The following is a 17,338-nucleotide window of genomic DNA, read 5'->3' on the forward strand; positions in this document are numbered from 1 at the left end:
TAAAAAAGAGTAATTAACACGAATTTTATAGGATTTTCTAGACTTTTTCTGTTGTACAATTGTACAAATTCATTCATTTACCTATTATCCACAAAATAAGCATCATACGCCTTATCAAAAACATATCCTAGCTTTTCTGCTAGCTTAGCAGACGTAGTATTCGCTGCATCCCAATTTGGATATATCCCTTTTTCTAAACAGTCCAAGATTAGCGCTGCACTAACTATAGTCGCCAATCCTTTCCTTCTATGATTGAGATCAGTCGCAACTTCAATTTCAATGCCATCATCATAAATGCTGTATGATGATGCACCACATACAACTTCTCCTTTATACAAAATACTATACCCTATACCTCGGTTTATATAATCTTCCACCGTTTGAAATTGACTTGTAAAATCTTCAGAGACCTTATGTAATGTAGGGATATTTACAATATGTTTATCTATTCTTCGTAACTCGTATCCTTTTGGCAGCATTGAAATAAAAGATTGTAATTTTGAACGATCAAAACCTTCCGCATTCCGTTTGAATTTATAGCGTAAAAACTTATCTATTTTTCTTTCGTAAAATGTTTCTAAACGCTTTTTCCACTCTTCACTATTTACGATTACTAACATTCTATCAGGAATGTTACGTACTAATTCTTCTGTTTCTTTCGCATGTGGATCCCCAGTGTAAAATGTAAAAATCCCTACCGTAACTTGCGCTACCGTTGGATTTTCAACATCATTTACCCAGGCAGTACCCATATGTCCTTGTAAATAAGAAAGTAAAACAACGTTATTGAAATCTTCGAACATAGTAACTAATTTTTCTCTCGTATGTATATTCGCTTCATATATCATTTACATTCCCGCTTTCTTTGGAATCAGTTTAACTCTACTTTTCATATATAAACAAAAGTTTATTAAACTAATATATAATCGTAAAATATTCATAAATATAAAATTATTATAACATCTAATGAATAGTAAGTGACTGCCCTGTATAAAGGTTAACAGTAAATATACTTAATAATAATTTGCAATCTACATGTAACTGATTATCAACTTTTATTATGTAATCCCCCTCAATAGTCGTTTGAGGGTTCCTTTAAATACGTATGTTATAACTCATTCTTATAAATATATGATTCTGTTCCTCCATTTTTATATACTTTAGTCAATTTAACAACTGACTTGTACGTATTATTGTCATTCGTCACCATCTTTTTCATCTCTTCTATTTCAGCATTACCAGTTCCACTCTCGATTTTCAAACAGTTCGATATGTTAAGGTATCCACTCGATGCGAAAAGAATAATAAACGTAAGATCAGGGAAATTAATGAATAGTATTCCAAACTTTAAAGGATTCGTAGCCGTATCAGATAAAACTAATCGAAAGTTTAATAGTTCCGGCACTTGAACAAAATCTTTAGAAACAATTGCTTCACCTATTATAGTAATTTGCTTTACGACATTCCCCATCTCATCTATAAATTCAGTACAACTAGGTACATCAATTGTTTTTGCTTGTAGTGATAAATTCAATTCTGGATTGTAAAAGTCAAAAAAGAGTGTACTACCCTCTGTTAAACATTGCGGACAAACATTTCCAAGTAAACTAAAATCCTCTTCAATAAATTTAACTTTCGTTTTACAACTACAAACTTTTCCTATTCGAATTGCATCAATCCTAGAGCAATCTACAAAAATAACCTCATTGTCCTCTTGTACGAAGGATACGATACCATTCCTCTTATTAAATGAAAGAAAATAAGATACTACAATTTCGTTTCCGGCGATTATAATACTCTCAACTTTTGTAAAAGGCTCTAGACTTCGCAAAAATTCACAAATACTATTTTGGCAGCATTGATAATTTCGTTTCGGCTCACAACCCACTTACACTCCATCCCTTCCCTATATGTTTTATCTAATACATATACTATGAACGGAGTATAAAAAAGCTTGGACAATATAACTTTAACTCAGGAATATAGGTACTTACTTATCACATTAATAATGAAATTACGCCAATAATGAGTAATAGCACATAAATTTCCCTATAAATACATATAACAATTTCATCTTTCATGAAAAAAACGTTATAATAAGGTGTAGCCTCTACGATTACGTTATAAAGGAGAATAAAACAATGGCTAAAATTAAAGTATACCAAGCAAAAGAAGAAAGTATGGATGCAGTAAAGAACATCATTGATGTTGAGGAACAAAACCCAACTGCTGAAAACTTACAAAATCTATATGCATGTGTATTAGAAACAGAAGATATGGCATTGCCTGAATCATACATTGAAGAAGATATCTTAATTGATTCTATGGAAGTTATGGTTAACGCTTCTCAAAACAAACTAAGAGACTTAGGTGCATACGATGTTATCGAAGTTCAAAACAAAGGTAAGAAAACACAAATTTTATTATTAGCAGACGAAGAATACGAAATTATCGAAGGCTAATCTAAATCCGTACATACGAAAAAGCTCCTTTCCAATTGGAAAGGAGCTTTTTCATTACGCTTTTGATGTTTCACTCTTTTTATTCGTTTGTTTTTTCTTAATTACCATACGCTCATTTTCCATAAAGAAAATAAATATGAATGCTAGACCTGCTGGTACTAATGCCCACATAAATGTTTGAACAATGGAGCTAGAAAGAGCGTCAATAATTTTATCTAATATTTGCGGCGGGATTTGAGATCTTGCCGATTCTGATAGAATCGCTCTTGAATCTCCTAAAGCGTTTGTATTCATTCCTCCGCTCATACCTTTAAAAGCTTCTTCTAATTGATCTTGGAAACCTGTTCTTTGAATCATTCCGAAGATTGTAATACCTAGTGTCATTCCTAATGAACGAATGAAATTACTCGTTGAAGTTGCAGATCCACGCTGTTCCATACCGAAGTTGTGAATAGCTGCCATACTTAGTACAGAGAATGAGAAACCTACTCCAAATCCAATGATAATCATATAAACCGTTAATAATATTCGACTTGTTTCTGGCGTTAATGTGCTTAATAAGAATAGTCCAATTAGCATAATAACAGCAGAAATAATCATAATGTTTCGGTAGCTAAGCTTCGTCGTTAAAAATCCACCTAACTGCGCTGTTACGACTGATCCTAACATCATCGGTAAAAGTAATAATCCTGAGTTTGTTGCGCTACCACCGTATACACCTTGAATGAATAACGGTATGTATACAGTTGCTGACATGAACGCAGCACCGTAACATAATGCAATAATGGTACTCATTCCGAATAAACGTTGTTTAAACATTTCAAATGAAATGATCGGTTCTTCTACTTTACGTTCAATAAAAATAAATGCAATAATTAAAATAGCGAATCCGCCAAATAAACTTAATATAAAGTTAGAATCCCAATCATACTTTTGTCCACCTAGTTCTAAAGCAAACATTAGCGAAACTACTGCACCAACTAAAGTAATTGCGCCAAACCAATCAATTTTTTGCTTTCTATGAACTCGTGATTCTTTATAAAAGAATGTAATAAAAATAAGTGCTAAAACGCCAAGCGGTAAGTTAATGTAAAATACCCAGTGCCAGCTTATGTAATCTGTAATATACGCACCAAGCAGCGGACCAAAAATACTTGATAAACCAAATACTGCTCCGAATAATCCACCCATTTTCCCGCGCTTTTCAGGAGGGAAAATATCAAAAACGATAGTAAACGCGATCGGCACTAATGCCCCGCCGCCAATACCTTGAATGGCACGATAAATACCTAACTGTGTAATATTTTCAGCAGTACCACAAAGTGCCTAACCAATCATAAAGACGATTAAACCGAAAATAAAGAATCTCTTTCTACCATACATATCTGATAGTTTTCCGAATATCGGCATACCTGCCATTTCTGCGACCATATAGGCAGAAACGACCCATACAAAGTTTTCAAGTCCTCCTAAGTCACCAACAATCGTTCCCATCGCTGTTACGACAATGGTATTGTCCATTGATGCCATTAAAATACCTAGCAATAAACCCGCCACAACAAAGCCGAGCTTATTATTCTTCTCAACCATAACCTTGCTCTCCCTCGTACTACTTATATTTGTTTATGTTCTTTTACAACTGCATTACCTTTTTGATTAAAACTAGTATGATATTCTACAACACTAATTTCACATCCTGGACCAATGGTAACGTTATTTCCTCGTACTACTTCAGCAATCGTATGCTCTAAATAAATTTCATCTCCTTCAATGATAGACGTTTGGAGGCTTCCAGCATGACTTGTAAATGGAATAAATCTCGCTTTTTTACGAACGGTAATCTTTTTACCGCCGATTTCTCTCACTTTGCTGCCTTCATAACGAAGTGAAATTTCAATATTTTCAGCATTAAGTAATCCATCACTTTCAAGGCCACCAGTTAGTGATAGTTCTTCAACTTCAATATCTCCTTTCACATTTAAAGCGCCTTTCACATCTACGAAATCACCAGTAAACTTCCCTTTAACTTCTATCATACCTCTTACTTTCGTTTTTTCAATATGGGCATCACTATTCATTTGTGTATTTCCGTATACTTTTACAAATTCCGCATCTACATTTCCTTGTACTTCACTATCTCCATACACGACATAATTTTTCACTTTCATATTACCGCGCACTTCACTCGTGCCGTACGTTTTAAATTCATTACAGCTCATATCATTAGAAATCGTTCCTTCACCGCGAATCTTAACTTTGTTATAATCCCCGCCTGCTGAACTACTAGAACCATTAACAGTAAGACTATGTTGATCTCCCATATTACTTTCTCCCTTCCATTAAATCTGCTTCATTTCTTTTACATTTGCGCTTTTATCAACAGTAAGAACACCCGTATATTCGATCAGTTCAATCTCACAGTTCGCTCCTACTGTAACATTGTTTCCTCTTACCGTTTTTATGTGAGCATAATCAATATCGATATTGTCACCTTCTAATAGTTCAGCCTCTAATTGCATACCAAATACTGATTTAAACAGTCTACTAAAAGTACTTAGTCTATGTTTTACTTTAATCGTTTGACCACCAATTTCTTTCGCTCGACATGTACCGTGAATATTAATATTTATTTCATCGGCGCTTAATAATCCACCAATTGTAAATTGTCCTTCTGAAGAAAAAGTATCCACTTCACAATTCCCATCAATCGTCGCTTGACCATTGACTTTAAATTCTTCACCAGTTACATTTCCACCTACTGTACCTTTTCCTGCAATTTTCAAACTGCTCGCCTTCACATCTTGCGTAATTGTTGCTTTCCCATCAATTCGCATCGTTTCCGCAATAACTGTACCATCAACTTTACCTGATCCACTAATTCTTGCATTGCTACTTTTCAAATTTCCAGTAACAGCACCGTAACCGTTACATTCAAATTGATCACATTCAATATTTCCATTAACAGTCCCTTTTCCATTTAATTGCACTTTATGAAACTCGCCGCCATTCGATGAACCGTAACCATTTATAATTAAATTATCTGTACGCATACTTTCTCCTCCACTACAACAGTTTCGTTTTTAATGCTTCGGTATATTTCATAATCGCTTCGCGTAAAACAATTTTGGTACCTTTTTCAAAAATTAAATCGTCCACGTTTGAAACTAAGAAACATGTAGAAATCCCTAACTTTCGGACGATGATTAAGTCACAAGTTTTATGCTTAATCGCTTCATAATTTTCACGTAAAACTTGCAAGACCATTTTTCCTTCTTCTAAACTAATCTCTCCCGATTGTAGTAACTCTTCTAACATATACACATAAAGAATATCTACAAATTGAAACTCTGTTGTTTTATTCATTTGTTCTATGAAGAATTGTAAAACTGGCTCTGATGCAATCCCTTTACGTAAGACGTCTTCCTTAGTTAAAAGAATTTCGCTCACACTAGGTGAAAACATATTTGCTAGTTCATCAAGTGATAAATCTTCTTTCATCGTTTGGATTTTATCAATACGCTCTAATATCTTTTCTTTCGGAAAAAATGTCTCTTGACCCGTGAATGTTGACTTTCGTACAAACCAATCTTCCGGTATTAAATTTTTTCTTTTCCACCTATATAACTGTCCGTATGAAATACCAGTTAGTTCTAATAAATCTTTTTTTGAAATTAAATCTGTACTCAACTGTATAACACTCCTTCCTGATAACAATGTAACATAACACTGTTACGTTGTAAATGAACTTTTATCGTAAGTAGCGTAACAATGTGTAAAACAAACCTGTTTCACACACGAAAAAAAGGCTCTTACACATTATGTAAAATGCGTAAAAACCCTTATTTATCAACATGTAAACCATATTTCATAAAAATCAATCCACCCTTGTGAATTAATCATTATATTTTGTACTTTTTCGTGAGAAGTTACTTGTTGTTTATTACGGTATAAAGGAATAACTTGAATTTGACGTAACAAAGTCTCCTCAATATCGCGTAACAGTGTAACTCTTTTCTCTACTTGTTCTTGTTTAAAATAAGGGGACAACATTTTATGAAAATCCATGTTGCTTTGCCCATGAATAAAACTGTTTTTTTTAAGAAACATATATAGCAGACTATCTTCTATTCGTTCGCTAATTGTTGCACTATCATGCATCATATCAGCCTTTTGTATCGTACTGATTTCCAATAACTCTTCAACTTCAAGAAAATTATTTTCTATACGAATCCCGTACTTCGCACACTCTTTCTGTATCCATTGTGCATCTTCTACGTGATCTTGTCCTGTAAATGTGTACAGTTGTAGCACTTCATGATGATACATGCTCCTTTTCACTAAACATTCTATCTCTTCCTTAATCTCTACTGTTCTTTCATTTGCTAATATTAGTTTCTTTGCCACTTCTCCACGTTCTCCGCCGAGTTCTTGGACAATTTTATCGCCATGAATAATCTGATGTAACGCCGTTCGAAACAGCTCATCTTGCATTGGTCCTTCTTTTACAAGATTGCACGTTACATATGTCACGTTCGATTCAAGCCGAGACAACTCTTTATTAGGCTTTTCTTTATCTTTATATTGCGCCTTTACTAACACGTCATATGTATTTACATTTTTCTCTACATTCATTAGTTCAATTCGGTCAAGAAAAGGTCTTTCACGATAATATAAATCATGCACTTCCAATACAAATAATTGTGCACTTTTCTCGCGTAATATAAAAGGTCCTGTACCAATAAAGTTTCCTGCTTCATCTTCATTTACGATAGAACACTGTTCTGCACTTAGCATATGTAAAAACATCCTATTTTCCGTATGTAATTGAATTTCAACAACAAATTCATCCACTGCACGGACATTTTCAACATGTTGCAACATCCATGCGTGTGGGTTGTTTTCCGCTTTCATAAATCGATTCAATGAATGTATAACATCATGTGCGGTAAGTCGTTTTCTATTATGAAGATGAACGCCTTTTCTTAAATAAAATGTCCAAACCTTTTCAGCTTCATTATATTGCCAGTGAAAAGCAAGTCTTGGCTCTATACAATTTGTTTCCTCATTCACATATACGAGTGTATCAAAAATATGTTTAACCATATGACATTCTGAGCGCATCGTAGCGTAGACCGGATCTAAAGCGATGTCTAGATTCATTTGTACTTGCAACCGAAGTACATCTTTTCTTCCTTCAGGTGTCCTTTCTATTTTATGACCAAATATTGAATCTACCCAAGCTTCATACTCTTTCTTTACTGATGGAAATTGTGAGCTGTAGCGTTCCACAAATGAGATTCCACTTTTCACATCCCCTTTTTTCGTTAGTTCTTTTCCTCTGTCTAAAATCAATGTCATCGGTTGCTTTTGAAATATTAATTTAGAACGATTCCCTCTTCCGCGTCCTGGAAACCAAGCGATCCAATTTAACTCTTCTAATTTTTTTATTATTAATTTACTATTACGCTCCGTACAAAATAATGTTTCTGCTATCATTTGTACGGTTACTTCTAATTGTTCTCCTTCTTGTCTCCCTTTACCATAGGCACACCATAGTTCAATATATTGATCTAAAATAAACATCATAATCCCCCTAAAAGGTGAAAAATAACCCCTTTTGTTTCTACCCTTTTTCCATTTCTCTTTTCATCTTATCATTTCAATATAGAAAGGAGGAATAAATATTGAACAATCTCTTACTACGTTATAATAAACCAATTATTATAAGACTGTGCGGTGAATTATTAACCCGAACAACCGAATCCATGTTAGCTCTTATTATGATTATTTACGTTAATAAAATGTTAAACGGTAATATAATAATAACTATGCTCATTTTTGGACTACAACCACTATCAGACATTGTATTTACACTTATTGCTGGGGGAATTACTGATAAATATGGGCGAAAGAAAATTATGTTACTCGGCTTATTGCTACAAGGCGTTGCAATCGGCAGCTTCGTCTTTGCTCAATCTGTTTTTATATTTGCTTTGCTATACGTCATAAACGGGATTGGCCGTTCCTTATATATTCCCGCTCAACGTGCACAAATAGCTGATTTAACAAAACAAAAACAACAAGCAGAAATTTTTGCTCTACTGCATACGATGGCTGCAATTGGCTCCGTAATCGGTCCAATAATTGGTGCTATCTTTTATCATACTCATCCTGAATATTTATTTATAATGCAAAGCATTACACTTATGGTATATGCAGTAGTTGTATGGACGCAGCTTCCAGAAACTGCTCCAGCACTTACAACGCCAAAACAAAAACTTGAAGTATCATCTCCAAAAAAATTTGTACACAGACATTACGCCGTACTGGGACTTATGGTTTCTACACTTCCTATTAGCTTTTTTTATGCACAAACCGAGACAAATTATCGCATTTTCGCTAAAGATATATTTCCAGATTTCGTATTCATGCTCGCTTTTATTTCAACATGCAAGGCTATTATGGAAATCATTCTGCAAATTCCCCTCGTGAAATGGTCTGAACGATTTTCTATGGCGAAAATTATTCTTATTTCTTACACTTGCTATACAATAGCTGCAATTGGCTACGGGATTTCAGCAACAATCACGTCACTATTCTTCACATTGCTCTTTTTAGTCATTGGGGAAAGTATCGCCTTAAACCATTTACTTCGATTCGTTTCAGAAATCGCTCCTACAGATAAGCGTGGATTATATTTTTCAATTTACGGGTTACATTGGGATATATCTCGTACGTGCGGTCCTGTTATTGGTGCGGTTTTATTAAGTAAACTTAACGGTAGTATACTATTTTATATTTGTACTTGTTTCTTAATAGCTGGAGGCATTATGCAAGCGCTGTTTGTTCAAAGTGTAGAACGTAATAAAATAAAAAAAGACATTTCGGAGCATACCCCTCATATTTTATAGGATGCTTTCTTTATAAAAAGAAGGATGTCACAAAAGTCTCGAGACTATTGTGACATCCTTTTTATTACCCTGCCATTTTATTAATACTATCTTCTGGTGAAAATACCGAAATATGATTTACGTTACCAGTTGATTTTGGAATAATGAATTTCAACTCAAACTGATTGTTTACTTTATATACGTATATTTTATCTTCCCCATTTACTTTAACTGAAGCTGGTTTTCCTAATGCTTTCTCTATTTCTTGTAATGTAATTGATTTTAGCTCTGCATGATAGGAGCGTACATCAAAAACTTGTGATCCTTTATTAAAACCGAAGGAAACATTTTCATTTGTAAAAGTAGCGTACATTCCGTTACCAGCTTGTTCCGTTTTATCTGCTTTTCCCCACGCTTTTTCTATTTCTTCAATATCTCCTGTATGAGCTGCGAACGGAACATTAGGTACTTTTCCTTCTTTCGCTAGTTCAAACAAATCTTTAATGTGGTTAATTGATTTTTGATTTATTACTGTATCTTTCGTGCTTGAATCTGTCTTTGGTTTTACTGATCCTTCATTATTTGATTTTGCTTCAGGCTCTTTCTTTTCTTCATAAGAATTATTTTGTTCGTTTTTACTATTTTCAGAGGTTGGGTTTGTTTCCTTTTTTTCGTCTGTCCCTTTACATGCTACTAATGCAAATATGCATGTAAAAGCGAGAAATAACATAGCTATCTTTACATACACTTTCATACATTTCAGCCCCCTATTATAATCTTATTCCTTTTGATAACCAATCCATGACACCACTTTTCAAATTGTGTTTGTTCCAAAAAATAAATACTTCACTCTCTCCCAATGCTTGTACAACATATTCTACAAAAGCTGTTCCTAAAAAATAACCGAGTCGGTTGTATCCAAAATACTGTCCTCCCGATAACCGGAACCACTCTTTCTCTTTTTCGAACGTCCATCCTTCTATATAATCTTCCAAAAAACGATTCTTTATTTGTTTTTCATTTTCTATATAGCATTGTAACCAACGTTCACCATCATTGTTATATGAGTAGTACACTGATTCATTTACGTCTTTTATAATTTGCTTTGATAAATATGTTGCAACACCTTCACGATACAAATTAACTAACGCATCGGCCCACTCGGCTTTCCTCCAGTCCATTCCAACATTTTGTAACATAACATTATGATATATATGTCCTATTTCGTGAGCGACAATAACACGAAGGTGATTTAAATCAGGAGATAATTTTTCTGCCGCAAAAAACATGTCTCCAATAATTTCTCTTTCTACAAATGCATTAGAGCCAAATCCTCCAACAAATAAGTGGAATTTCATTTTTACATCACATTTAAATTTATTATGATATTCATTCGTTACCTCTTGAATAATGATTGGTAATGATTCTGCAATGATACGAATATCTTCTATTTTTGCGGGATATAGGTTAATGGCATTAGAAAGACGTTCTTTCGTTTTAGGACAATGATACTTAAAGTATTCTTCAAATATCTCTGGATGCGAAGTGAAGTATTGATTGAGGACAGCTAATTCTACGTCGTTACTTTCCCATAATTTTAAAAAACTTGGAATTGTATTGTTTATCATTTTTTCCATCTCCTTATATATCCCTTCTCGCCATTTACACTGCAATCCTTCCTTAAACAGAAAAAGCATTTATCACCATCAGAAATCCATTTACCATTTTGCAAATCATAACATTCATCATAATAATAAGAAGAAAAGCTGTCCAAAAAGGACAGCTTTTCATATGTATTTTTACACTTCGATTGACTTACCATCTTCAACAATATGATAAAGTAAGTGAGCTAAATGATGAATTGGGCCATACTCTTCCTCTTCTTCATCTGTTTCACCTTGGAACTCAAGATCATTTAAGTATAGTGCTAAAAATTGATAGTATAGTTTTAAATCAAATCCGTAGCACGCAGTTGGCTCTTCATGATCGCCTTCGTATTGTAACATTAAATATTGATCGTTTCCTTCTGCATCTTCTGCGTCAAAGAATACGAAGAATCCAACGTTTGTATCTAAATCAAATAGATGACGAGTGCCTTTTTCTGTCGCTTTATTGAAGTCCTCTTCACTTAATTTATGTACTGTTGTCGCTTTAGCATTATCTTCTTGATGGAAATTTACTGTAAATGTTTTCAATGCTGACACCTCCTGATTGTATAATACTAGCATAACATATAAAAAGGACTGCTTACAAATGTAAACAGTCCTTACATTCATTTTCGCATTGCTCGTAATAAGAAGCTTACGATGAAAATTAAAACGATCGCACCGATTAAAGCGGGAATAATTGCATATCCGCCAATGACTGGACCAAAACTACCAAGTAATTTCGAACCAATCCAAGAACCGATAATTCCAGCAATAATATTACCAATTACACCACCAGGTACGTCCTTTCCAGTAATTAAGCTCGCAAGCCATCCTAATATACCACCGACGATTAAAGACCAAATCATATGATAACCTCCTTTATAGTTTACCAATCAAAATATAATTAGAAACAATTGCTTACCATTAGTTATGTTACATTTTTCAATAGTTATTCATACAGATTAACTATTAGTTTATTTCAAAATAATGAACGGCCAGTTTTTCGACTCGAGGTTGATATTATTCGTAATACACATATTAAGGACAGTCAGGCTTTAATATTGTCCGCATAAACTCTTCTTTAAATGCAGGATAGTTAAAACCAACTGCAATTTTTTGAATTGGTCTATTATCAAACGTTGTCGGCACAGCTATTTTTCTAAAATCCGCCACACTTTGTCCTCTTGTTACGTCATTTGTCGTACTAATCCAAACTGCAGATTTTTTGTATTCAAAAATATCATCACTTATAAATGAAATGAACGGAAGTAAATCGTGAATTGGACTTCCAGCAATACCCGGGTATTCTTTTTTATAAAAGTTCTCATAATAAAAATCGATCATTGGTTTAATAAGCTTCGCTTGCCCTGTTCCTTCTTTATTAATAATATCCACCATTTCAGGAGTAATGAGGGCTGCTTGCGTTACATTTAACGGATAAATAGTCGCATTTTTTGCGTACTTCATCACAATATTTGCGGCGATTGGATCCCCATAAAAATTAGCTTCTGATACAGGAGTAACGTTACCAGGAAATAAAAACGCACCGCCCATAATATAATATGAACATACCTTATCCATTACATTTGGATATAATAAAAATAACGTTGCCAATGTTGTTAAACGCCCTGTCGCTACAATAATAATATCTTCTGGACAAGGTTCGATTAATTTAATTAACTCACAAAAATTTTCCCGTCTACAAATCCTCATATCAGGTGGAATAATTGGCCCTAAACCGTGATCTCCATGAATTTCAGGAAAGAACAAAGGTTCTTCAGCTGTCATCGGTCTTGCTGCACCCTCAATGATTTTTACTTCTGTAGTATAGTATCTTTCTAAAAAATACACATTTTCCGTTACAATTTCTCGCGATACATTCCCATATTCAGCAACAATACCTATAATATCCAATTGACATGTTTTATTTGCATAAATTAACGCCACCGCATCGTCAATACCAAAGTCTCCAAAAAAGATGATTTTCTTATTAACTATCCTCACCCCTCTTCAACATAATCTACTATTATTATTATGTAAAAAAGACAAGGCTGTGAAACGGTGCAAACTAAAAAAGTCGCCTATTTATTGGCGACTTCAATCTTTTTATAAGATAAATATGTTAGTACATTTTTACTTGAATCGTATTTCGGATTATTTCCTTTTCTCGGTTCTCTCATATGTGTTTTTTCAAATCCAGGAATATCTGGCATTTTCTCCATAAATTCAAACATTTCTTCTTCAGTTCCTTCAATACGTACGCGAATCATTATTACTTTTCCTCAATTCTCATTTTCTCTGTACTAAGTATAACGTACTTTGAAAAGACTGCAAGAAATTTATCTTTTTAATGTTGCGCTTTTTTTGCATACAAACAATGCCATTTCAGTATAAAACGATATAATTTTATTATTTTCATATTGAATGTTAAAGAACTCTTGCATTTCAACTGATGTTTTCATCATACATTCTGTTAACTTCACGCGTTTCTGCAAAGGTACATTCATCATATCGCACCACCAGTCAAATTCAAATTTCTTGTCAAAAGTAAGACATGACTGCATTTGTAAACCATTTTTTTCTAATAAGGTAATCCATTCTGTTTTTTTCATCGCTCGTTCATGACTCGGATCTCGCTTTTTTTCTATAAAATTATAAAATGTATCAAATTCATTATTTTCCGGTGAAACATTATCTATTAAAATAAACAATCCATTATGTTCTAACGTACGATTTACTTCACATATAAACTGAGCTGGATTCGTAAAATGATGTGCTGCAATTCGGCATGTAATCGTATCAAAAGAACTATCGGCAAACGGTAAACTTTCAGCGTTTCCAGCGACAAAAAATACATTTTCATGTCCATTGCTGATAATAAAGTTTTTCGCATTCTCTAACATTTTTTCTGTTAAGTCTAAAGCAACTACTTCTTTAAACAATGGAGCTAATATATTCGCAACATGTCCACCGCCAGTAGCAATATCAAGAAGACGATTATTATGACAAGACTCAACTTGTTGAACCACATATTGTAAGTCTGGTCCATTAGCATGAATTTTACTTTTCACATATTTTTCCGCATTATTACCAAACTGTTGTTTTACAAGCTCTTCTTTACTCATTTTATCATCTTCTTTCTATTGTTATTTACATATAGGATTCATATAATAATTAAAGTTCTCTTTATGTATTTTCAAATCCTCTTTTCAGCTTACTTCTTATCATGCTGGCCTATCATCAATATACTAAACAAAAAAGGCTACGGGAACTTGTCCCCTAACCTGACTAAATATTTATTACATTTTTACTTTTTCATATACATCTATATAATATAAATCCTCTTTCAACTTCATAATAACGGCTACTTCGTTATAAGTAGCCTCACGAGCATGTAAACCAAATTGATCCATGCCGATCCATATCCATCCAGGTGTATGATGTAGAACATCTATGTTAAAATAATCTAATTTAATTAGCTCCGATTTTATAAATTTATCTTTATTAGCGATTTGTTTATCTATTAAACCATATTCTTTTCCATTTTCAAGTAGCGATATAATTTTCCCTAAAATCGGATGTTCACGTATAATAAAATGATATTCCCTTTCGTCTACATTCGCCATAATTAAACGAGAATTAGATAAATCTAATCCCAAACTCGGCATATTTATTTTAATCACCTCCTATATTGGTTTCATCTCCATCCTAACAAACAAATATTTAAATAATATTAATATAATGTAAAAATATAAAGGCTGATTTCCTTTTAGAAATCAACCTTTATATTTTTATATCGTTTCTTTTTCCTCATTATTTCTAGAAACTAAATTTCCAACAGCATCTGCCGTTACTTCAACTACAAATTCACAAATACCTGCTACAACTTCTCCAATTACTTCATCCATCTTTTTACCCCCTTATTTTATGTAACTTATTTTTAGTATAGGAGAGATTGGTTATTTTTAACTATCGGAAAACGTGACAACAACATTACAGTTTTGTAATCTTTTGTAATTTGTTTAGTTTCTATCCTTTGAAACTCCAAGTATGATTAACAAGCATATAGGCCATCATAATATTAATTAAGTTCCAATTATGCTAGAGGAGGCGTGTAAAATATACTACGTAAAATTAATTAAAGGTCAATCATTCTATGCATTTGATCATCGTTTCTTAATGTCTGAAGAAGAAAAGGTTTCCGAGAAAGTTTATAATTACTTACGTCGTAATGAATTTTTCGAAGTACGTAAAGAAGAATATTCGGCCTGATGTATTAAAAGCATCAAGAAAAATATCATTTAATAGTGATATTTTCTTGATGCTTTTATGTTATTTATCCTTACTTTCACTGAATATGTAATCATTGATTTTATACATTTCGACTTACTTGTTTCATCTATTAACACATCAAATTTTTGACAAATCAAAAAGATTGAAATCCACTCATGAAACACGTAATATAGACTCTGACTCTAAAAAAGTTCGTTATAAATTATACATAAAATAAGGAGGTTTTATATACGAGTTTTTCATTTTAAAAGACGGAGAGGTTTTACATTATGTGGCGTAATAAAAATGTTTGGATTGTGTTAATTGGGGAGTTTATTGCTGGTCTAGGGCTATGGCTTGGTATTCTTGGCAACCTTGAATTTATGCAAAAATATGTCCCTTCTGATTTCATGAAATCAGTTATATTATTTATCGGACTATTAGCTGGTGTACTAGTTGGTCCTATGGCTGGTCGTATTATCGATCAGTATGAAAAGAAAAAAGTTCTTCTTTATGCTGGGTTCGGTCGCGTTATTAGTGTTATTTTTATGTTTTTCGCTATCCAATTTGAAAGCATTGCCTTCATGATTGCATTTATGGTTGCTCTTCAAATTTCTGCAGCATTTTACTTCCCTGCATTACAATCTGTAATTCCACTCATCGTACGTGAGCATGAGTTATTACAGATGAACGGTGTACATATGAATGTAGGTACAATCGCTCGTATTGCAGGTACTTCACTAGGTGGAATTCTTTTAGTTGTAATGAGTTTACAGTATATGTATGCCTTCTCAATGGCAGCATACGCTTTATTATTCCTCTCAACTTTCTTCCTACAATTCGAGGATAAGAAATCAACAACACCAAGTAAACAAGCTGCAAAAGATAATAGCTTTATGGAAGTATTTCGTATTTTAAAAGGAATTCCTATTGCTTTTACAGCACTTATATTAAGTATTATCCCTCTATTATTTATAGCTGGATTTAATTTAATGGTAATCAACATTAGTGAAATGCAACATGATCCAACGATTAAAGGCTTTATATATACAATTGAAGGTGTCGCATTTATGTTAGGGGCCTTCGTTATTAAACGTTTATCTGACCATTTCAAACCTGAAAAATTATTATACTTCTTCGCAGTTTGTACCGCTTTTGCACATCTATCATTGTTCTTTAGCGATATAAAGTGGATGTCTCTTACATCATTTGGTTTGTTTGGTTTTAGTGTCGGTTGCTTCTTCCCTATTATGTCGACAATTTTCCAAACGAAAGTGGAAAAAAGCTATCACGGCCGTCTCTTCTCATTCCGTAATATGTTTGAGAGAGTTATGTTCCAAATTGTCTTACTCGGCACAGGCTTCTTCTTAGATACGATTGGATTGCAATATATGGTTCTCATTTTCGGTGTGATTTCATTATTAATTATTTTCATTTCATTATCTAAACAGAAACAATATGAAAAACAACCTTCGCAATCTGCGAATTTATAACATAAATAAAGACGCATGGATCATATTAGATTAATCCATGCGTCTTTGTTATATAAAGCCTTATTTATTACGCTTATTATAATTATTTAAAGGAGTACCCTCTTTCGCTTTCGAATACAGTAACAGTATACTAACATGATATATACAGGAGGTGCGAAATTGTCTGATGGTATGCAGTTATTTAGTATCTTTATTTTTGTATTAGTTCTGTTTAGCATTATAAACTTTTTAGCAATTTCCTTATCTGGACATAACCTTAAAAGAAGAATTATCGCAAGTTTCATTTTTTTACTACTAACTCCTATTGTTTTTTTTGCTACCGTAGCATTCGCTTCTATATTTGATAAAGCTGGATTTGGCGCAGGTGGGCTAGCCTTTTTTGTTGCAATTATATATATTTTAAATGGAATAATGATCCTACTTTCCTCATTATTTTTCCTCAAAAGAGACATAACATAGGCTACCGTACTCGGCATGAATCTGACTTTACACTAGATTCATACTTTTTCAATTCCCCCTTAATTTTTATATGAAATTAAATAATTCTTTATAAAAATTTAAACTTTATTTAT

Annotated in this window: 19 protein-coding genes and 1 pseudogene; 5 read left to right on the plus strand and 15 right to left on the minus strand. The window is 33.2% G+C overall.

The features are described 5' to 3' along the window. Window positions 1–77: 77 nt before the first annotated feature. Together QCI41_RS04380 and QCI41_RS04385 are read right to left on the minus strand one after the other, a co-directional pair. On the minus strand, window positions 78–848 hold the full coding sequence (locus QCI41_RS04380; RefSeq protein ID WP_353838202.1) for a GNAT family N-acetyltransferase: 771 nt from the start codon (window positions 846–848) through the stop codon (window positions 78–80). A 260-nt stretch (window positions 849–1,108) separates the two neighbouring features. Continuing rightward, window positions 1,109–1,888: a BC_2878 family exosporium-associated protein gene (locus tag QCI41_RS04385; protein ID WP_353838201.1), complete on the minus strand. Its 780-nt coding sequence runs from the start codon at window positions 1,886–1,888 to the stop codon at window positions 1,109–1,111. Window positions 1,889–2,141: 253 nt separating this feature from the next. On the opposite strand from QCI41_RS04385, the gene QCI41_RS04390 reads away from it, so the two are divergent. Beyond that, the gene (locus QCI41_RS04390) at window positions 2,142–2,462 is read left to right on the plus strand and encodes a hypothetical protein (protein WP_353838200.1); all 321 of its coding nucleotides are present in this window, start codon (window positions 2,142–2,144) and stop codon (window positions 2,460–2,462) included. A 54-nt stretch (window positions 2,463–2,516) separates the two neighbouring features. Here QCI41_RS04390 and QCI41_RS04395 read toward each other — a convergent pair. From QCI41_RS04395 to QCI41_RS04415, 5 genes and pseudogenes are all read right to left on the minus strand, one after another. After that, a pseudogene (locus QCI41_RS04395) lies at window positions 2,517–4,052 on the minus strand (MDR family MFS transporter). 23 nt (window positions 4,053–4,075) lie between these two features. Next, window positions 4,076–4,783 carry a cytoplasmic protein gene (locus QCI41_RS04400; RefSeq protein ID WP_353838199.1) on the minus strand — a complete coding sequence of 236 codons (708 nt, stop codon included), beginning with the start codon at window positions 4,781–4,783 and terminating at the stop codon, window positions 4,076–4,078. Between the two features lie 18 nt (window positions 4,784–4,801). Next, entirely contained in the window at window positions 4,802–5,512 is a 711-nt protein-coding gene (locus QCI41_RS04405) for a bactofilin family protein (RefSeq protein WP_353838198.1), read from the minus strand. A 13-nt stretch (window positions 5,513–5,525) separates the two neighbouring features. Further along, the gene (locus QCI41_RS04410; protein ID WP_353838197.1) at window positions 5,526–6,149 is read right to left on the minus strand and encodes a YhbD family protein; all 624 of its coding nucleotides are present in this window, start codon (window positions 6,147–6,149) and stop codon (window positions 5,526–5,528) included. Window positions 6,150–6,308: 159 nt separating this feature from the next. After that, window positions 6,309–8,045: an ABC transporter substrate-binding protein gene (locus tag QCI41_RS04415; RefSeq protein ID WP_353838196.1), complete on the minus strand. Its 1,737-nt coding sequence runs from the start codon at window positions 8,043–8,045 to the stop codon at window positions 6,309–6,311. Window positions 8,046–8,146: 101 nt separating this feature from the next. Between QCI41_RS04415 and QCI41_RS04420 the strand changes: the two genes are divergently transcribed. Further along, window positions 8,147–9,373 carry an MDR family MFS transporter gene (locus tag QCI41_RS04420; protein ID WP_353838195.1) on the plus strand — a complete coding sequence of 409 codons (1,227 nt, stop codon included), beginning with the start codon at window positions 8,147–8,149 and terminating at the stop codon, window positions 9,371–9,373. Window positions 9,374–9,437: 64 nt separating this feature from the next. Here QCI41_RS04420 and QCI41_RS04425 read toward each other — a convergent pair whose 3' ends face one another. The 8 genes from QCI41_RS04425 to QCI41_RS04460 form a co-directional block, all read right to left on the minus strand. Next, a complete protein-coding gene (locus QCI41_RS04425) occupies window positions 9,438–10,106 on the minus strand; it encodes a YjgB family protein (RefSeq protein WP_353838194.1) in 669 nt (222 codons plus the stop codon). Window positions 10,107–10,122: 16 nt separating this feature from the next. After that, a complete protein-coding gene (locus QCI41_RS04430) occupies window positions 10,123–10,980 on the minus strand; it encodes a DUF5700 domain-containing putative Zn-dependent protease (protein WP_353838193.1) in 858 nt (285 codons plus the stop codon). Window positions 10,981–11,151: 171 nt separating this feature from the next. After that, window positions 11,152–11,547, minus strand: a complete 396-nt coding sequence (locus QCI41_RS04435; RefSeq protein WP_000847587.1) for a hypothetical protein — start codon at window positions 11,545–11,547, stop codon at window positions 11,152–11,154. 77 nt (window positions 11,548–11,624) lie between these two features. Further along, window positions 11,625–11,867, minus strand: a complete 243-nt coding sequence (locus QCI41_RS04440; RefSeq protein WP_000638305.1) for a GlsB/YeaQ/YmgE family stress response membrane protein — start codon at window positions 11,865–11,867, stop codon at window positions 11,625–11,627. A 172-nt stretch (window positions 11,868–12,039) separates the two neighbouring features. Beyond that, complete coding sequence (locus tag QCI41_RS04445) at window positions 12,040–13,005, minus strand: nucleoside hydrolase (RefSeq protein WP_353838191.1); 966 nt, start codon at window positions 13,003–13,005, stop codon at window positions 12,040–12,042. Window positions 13,006–13,082: 77 nt separating this feature from the next. Further along, a complete protein-coding gene (locus tag QCI41_RS04450) occupies window positions 13,083–13,271 on the minus strand; it encodes a DUF3970 family protein (RefSeq protein ID WP_353838190.1) in 189 nt (62 codons plus the stop codon). A 69-nt stretch (window positions 13,272–13,340) separates the two neighbouring features. Then, a complete protein-coding gene (locus QCI41_RS04455) occupies window positions 13,341–14,126 on the minus strand; it encodes a class I SAM-dependent methyltransferase (RefSeq protein WP_353838189.1) in 786 nt (261 codons plus the stop codon). 174 nt (window positions 14,127–14,300) lie between these two features. After that, complete coding sequence (locus QCI41_RS04460; protein ID WP_353838188.1) at window positions 14,301–14,669, minus strand: hypothetical protein; 369 nt, start codon at window positions 14,667–14,669, stop codon at window positions 14,301–14,303. A 451-nt stretch (window positions 14,670–15,120) separates the two neighbouring features. On the opposite strand from QCI41_RS04460, the gene QCI41_RS04465 reads away from it, so the two are divergent. The 3 genes from QCI41_RS04465 to QCI41_RS04475 all read left to right on the plus strand — a co-directional run bounded on the left by QCI41_RS04465 (window position 15,121) and on the right by QCI41_RS04475 (window position 17,225). After that, entirely contained in the window at window positions 15,121–15,273 is a 153-nt protein-coding gene (locus QCI41_RS04465) for a YqbF domain-containing protein (protein ID WP_071723536.1), read from the plus strand. A gap of 290 nt (window positions 15,274–15,563) precedes the next feature. Next, the gene (locus QCI41_RS04470; RefSeq protein ID WP_000269247.1) at window positions 15,564–16,766 is read left to right on the plus strand and encodes an MFS transporter; all 1,203 of its coding nucleotides are present in this window, start codon (window positions 15,564–15,566) and stop codon (window positions 16,764–16,766) included. A gap of 159 nt (window positions 16,767–16,925) precedes the next feature. After that, entirely contained in the window at window positions 16,926–17,225 is a 300-nt protein-coding gene (locus tag QCI41_RS04475) for a hypothetical protein (protein ID WP_353838187.1), read from the plus strand. The last annotated feature ends 113 nt before the right edge of the window (window positions 17,226–17,338 follow it).

The sequence above is a fragment of the Bacillus cereus group sp. MG4 genome (assembly GCF_040460055.1).
In the GTDB taxonomy this organism is placed as follows: domain Bacteria; phylum Bacillota; class Bacilli; order Bacillales; family Bacillaceae_G; genus Bacillus_A; species Bacillus_A wiedmannii.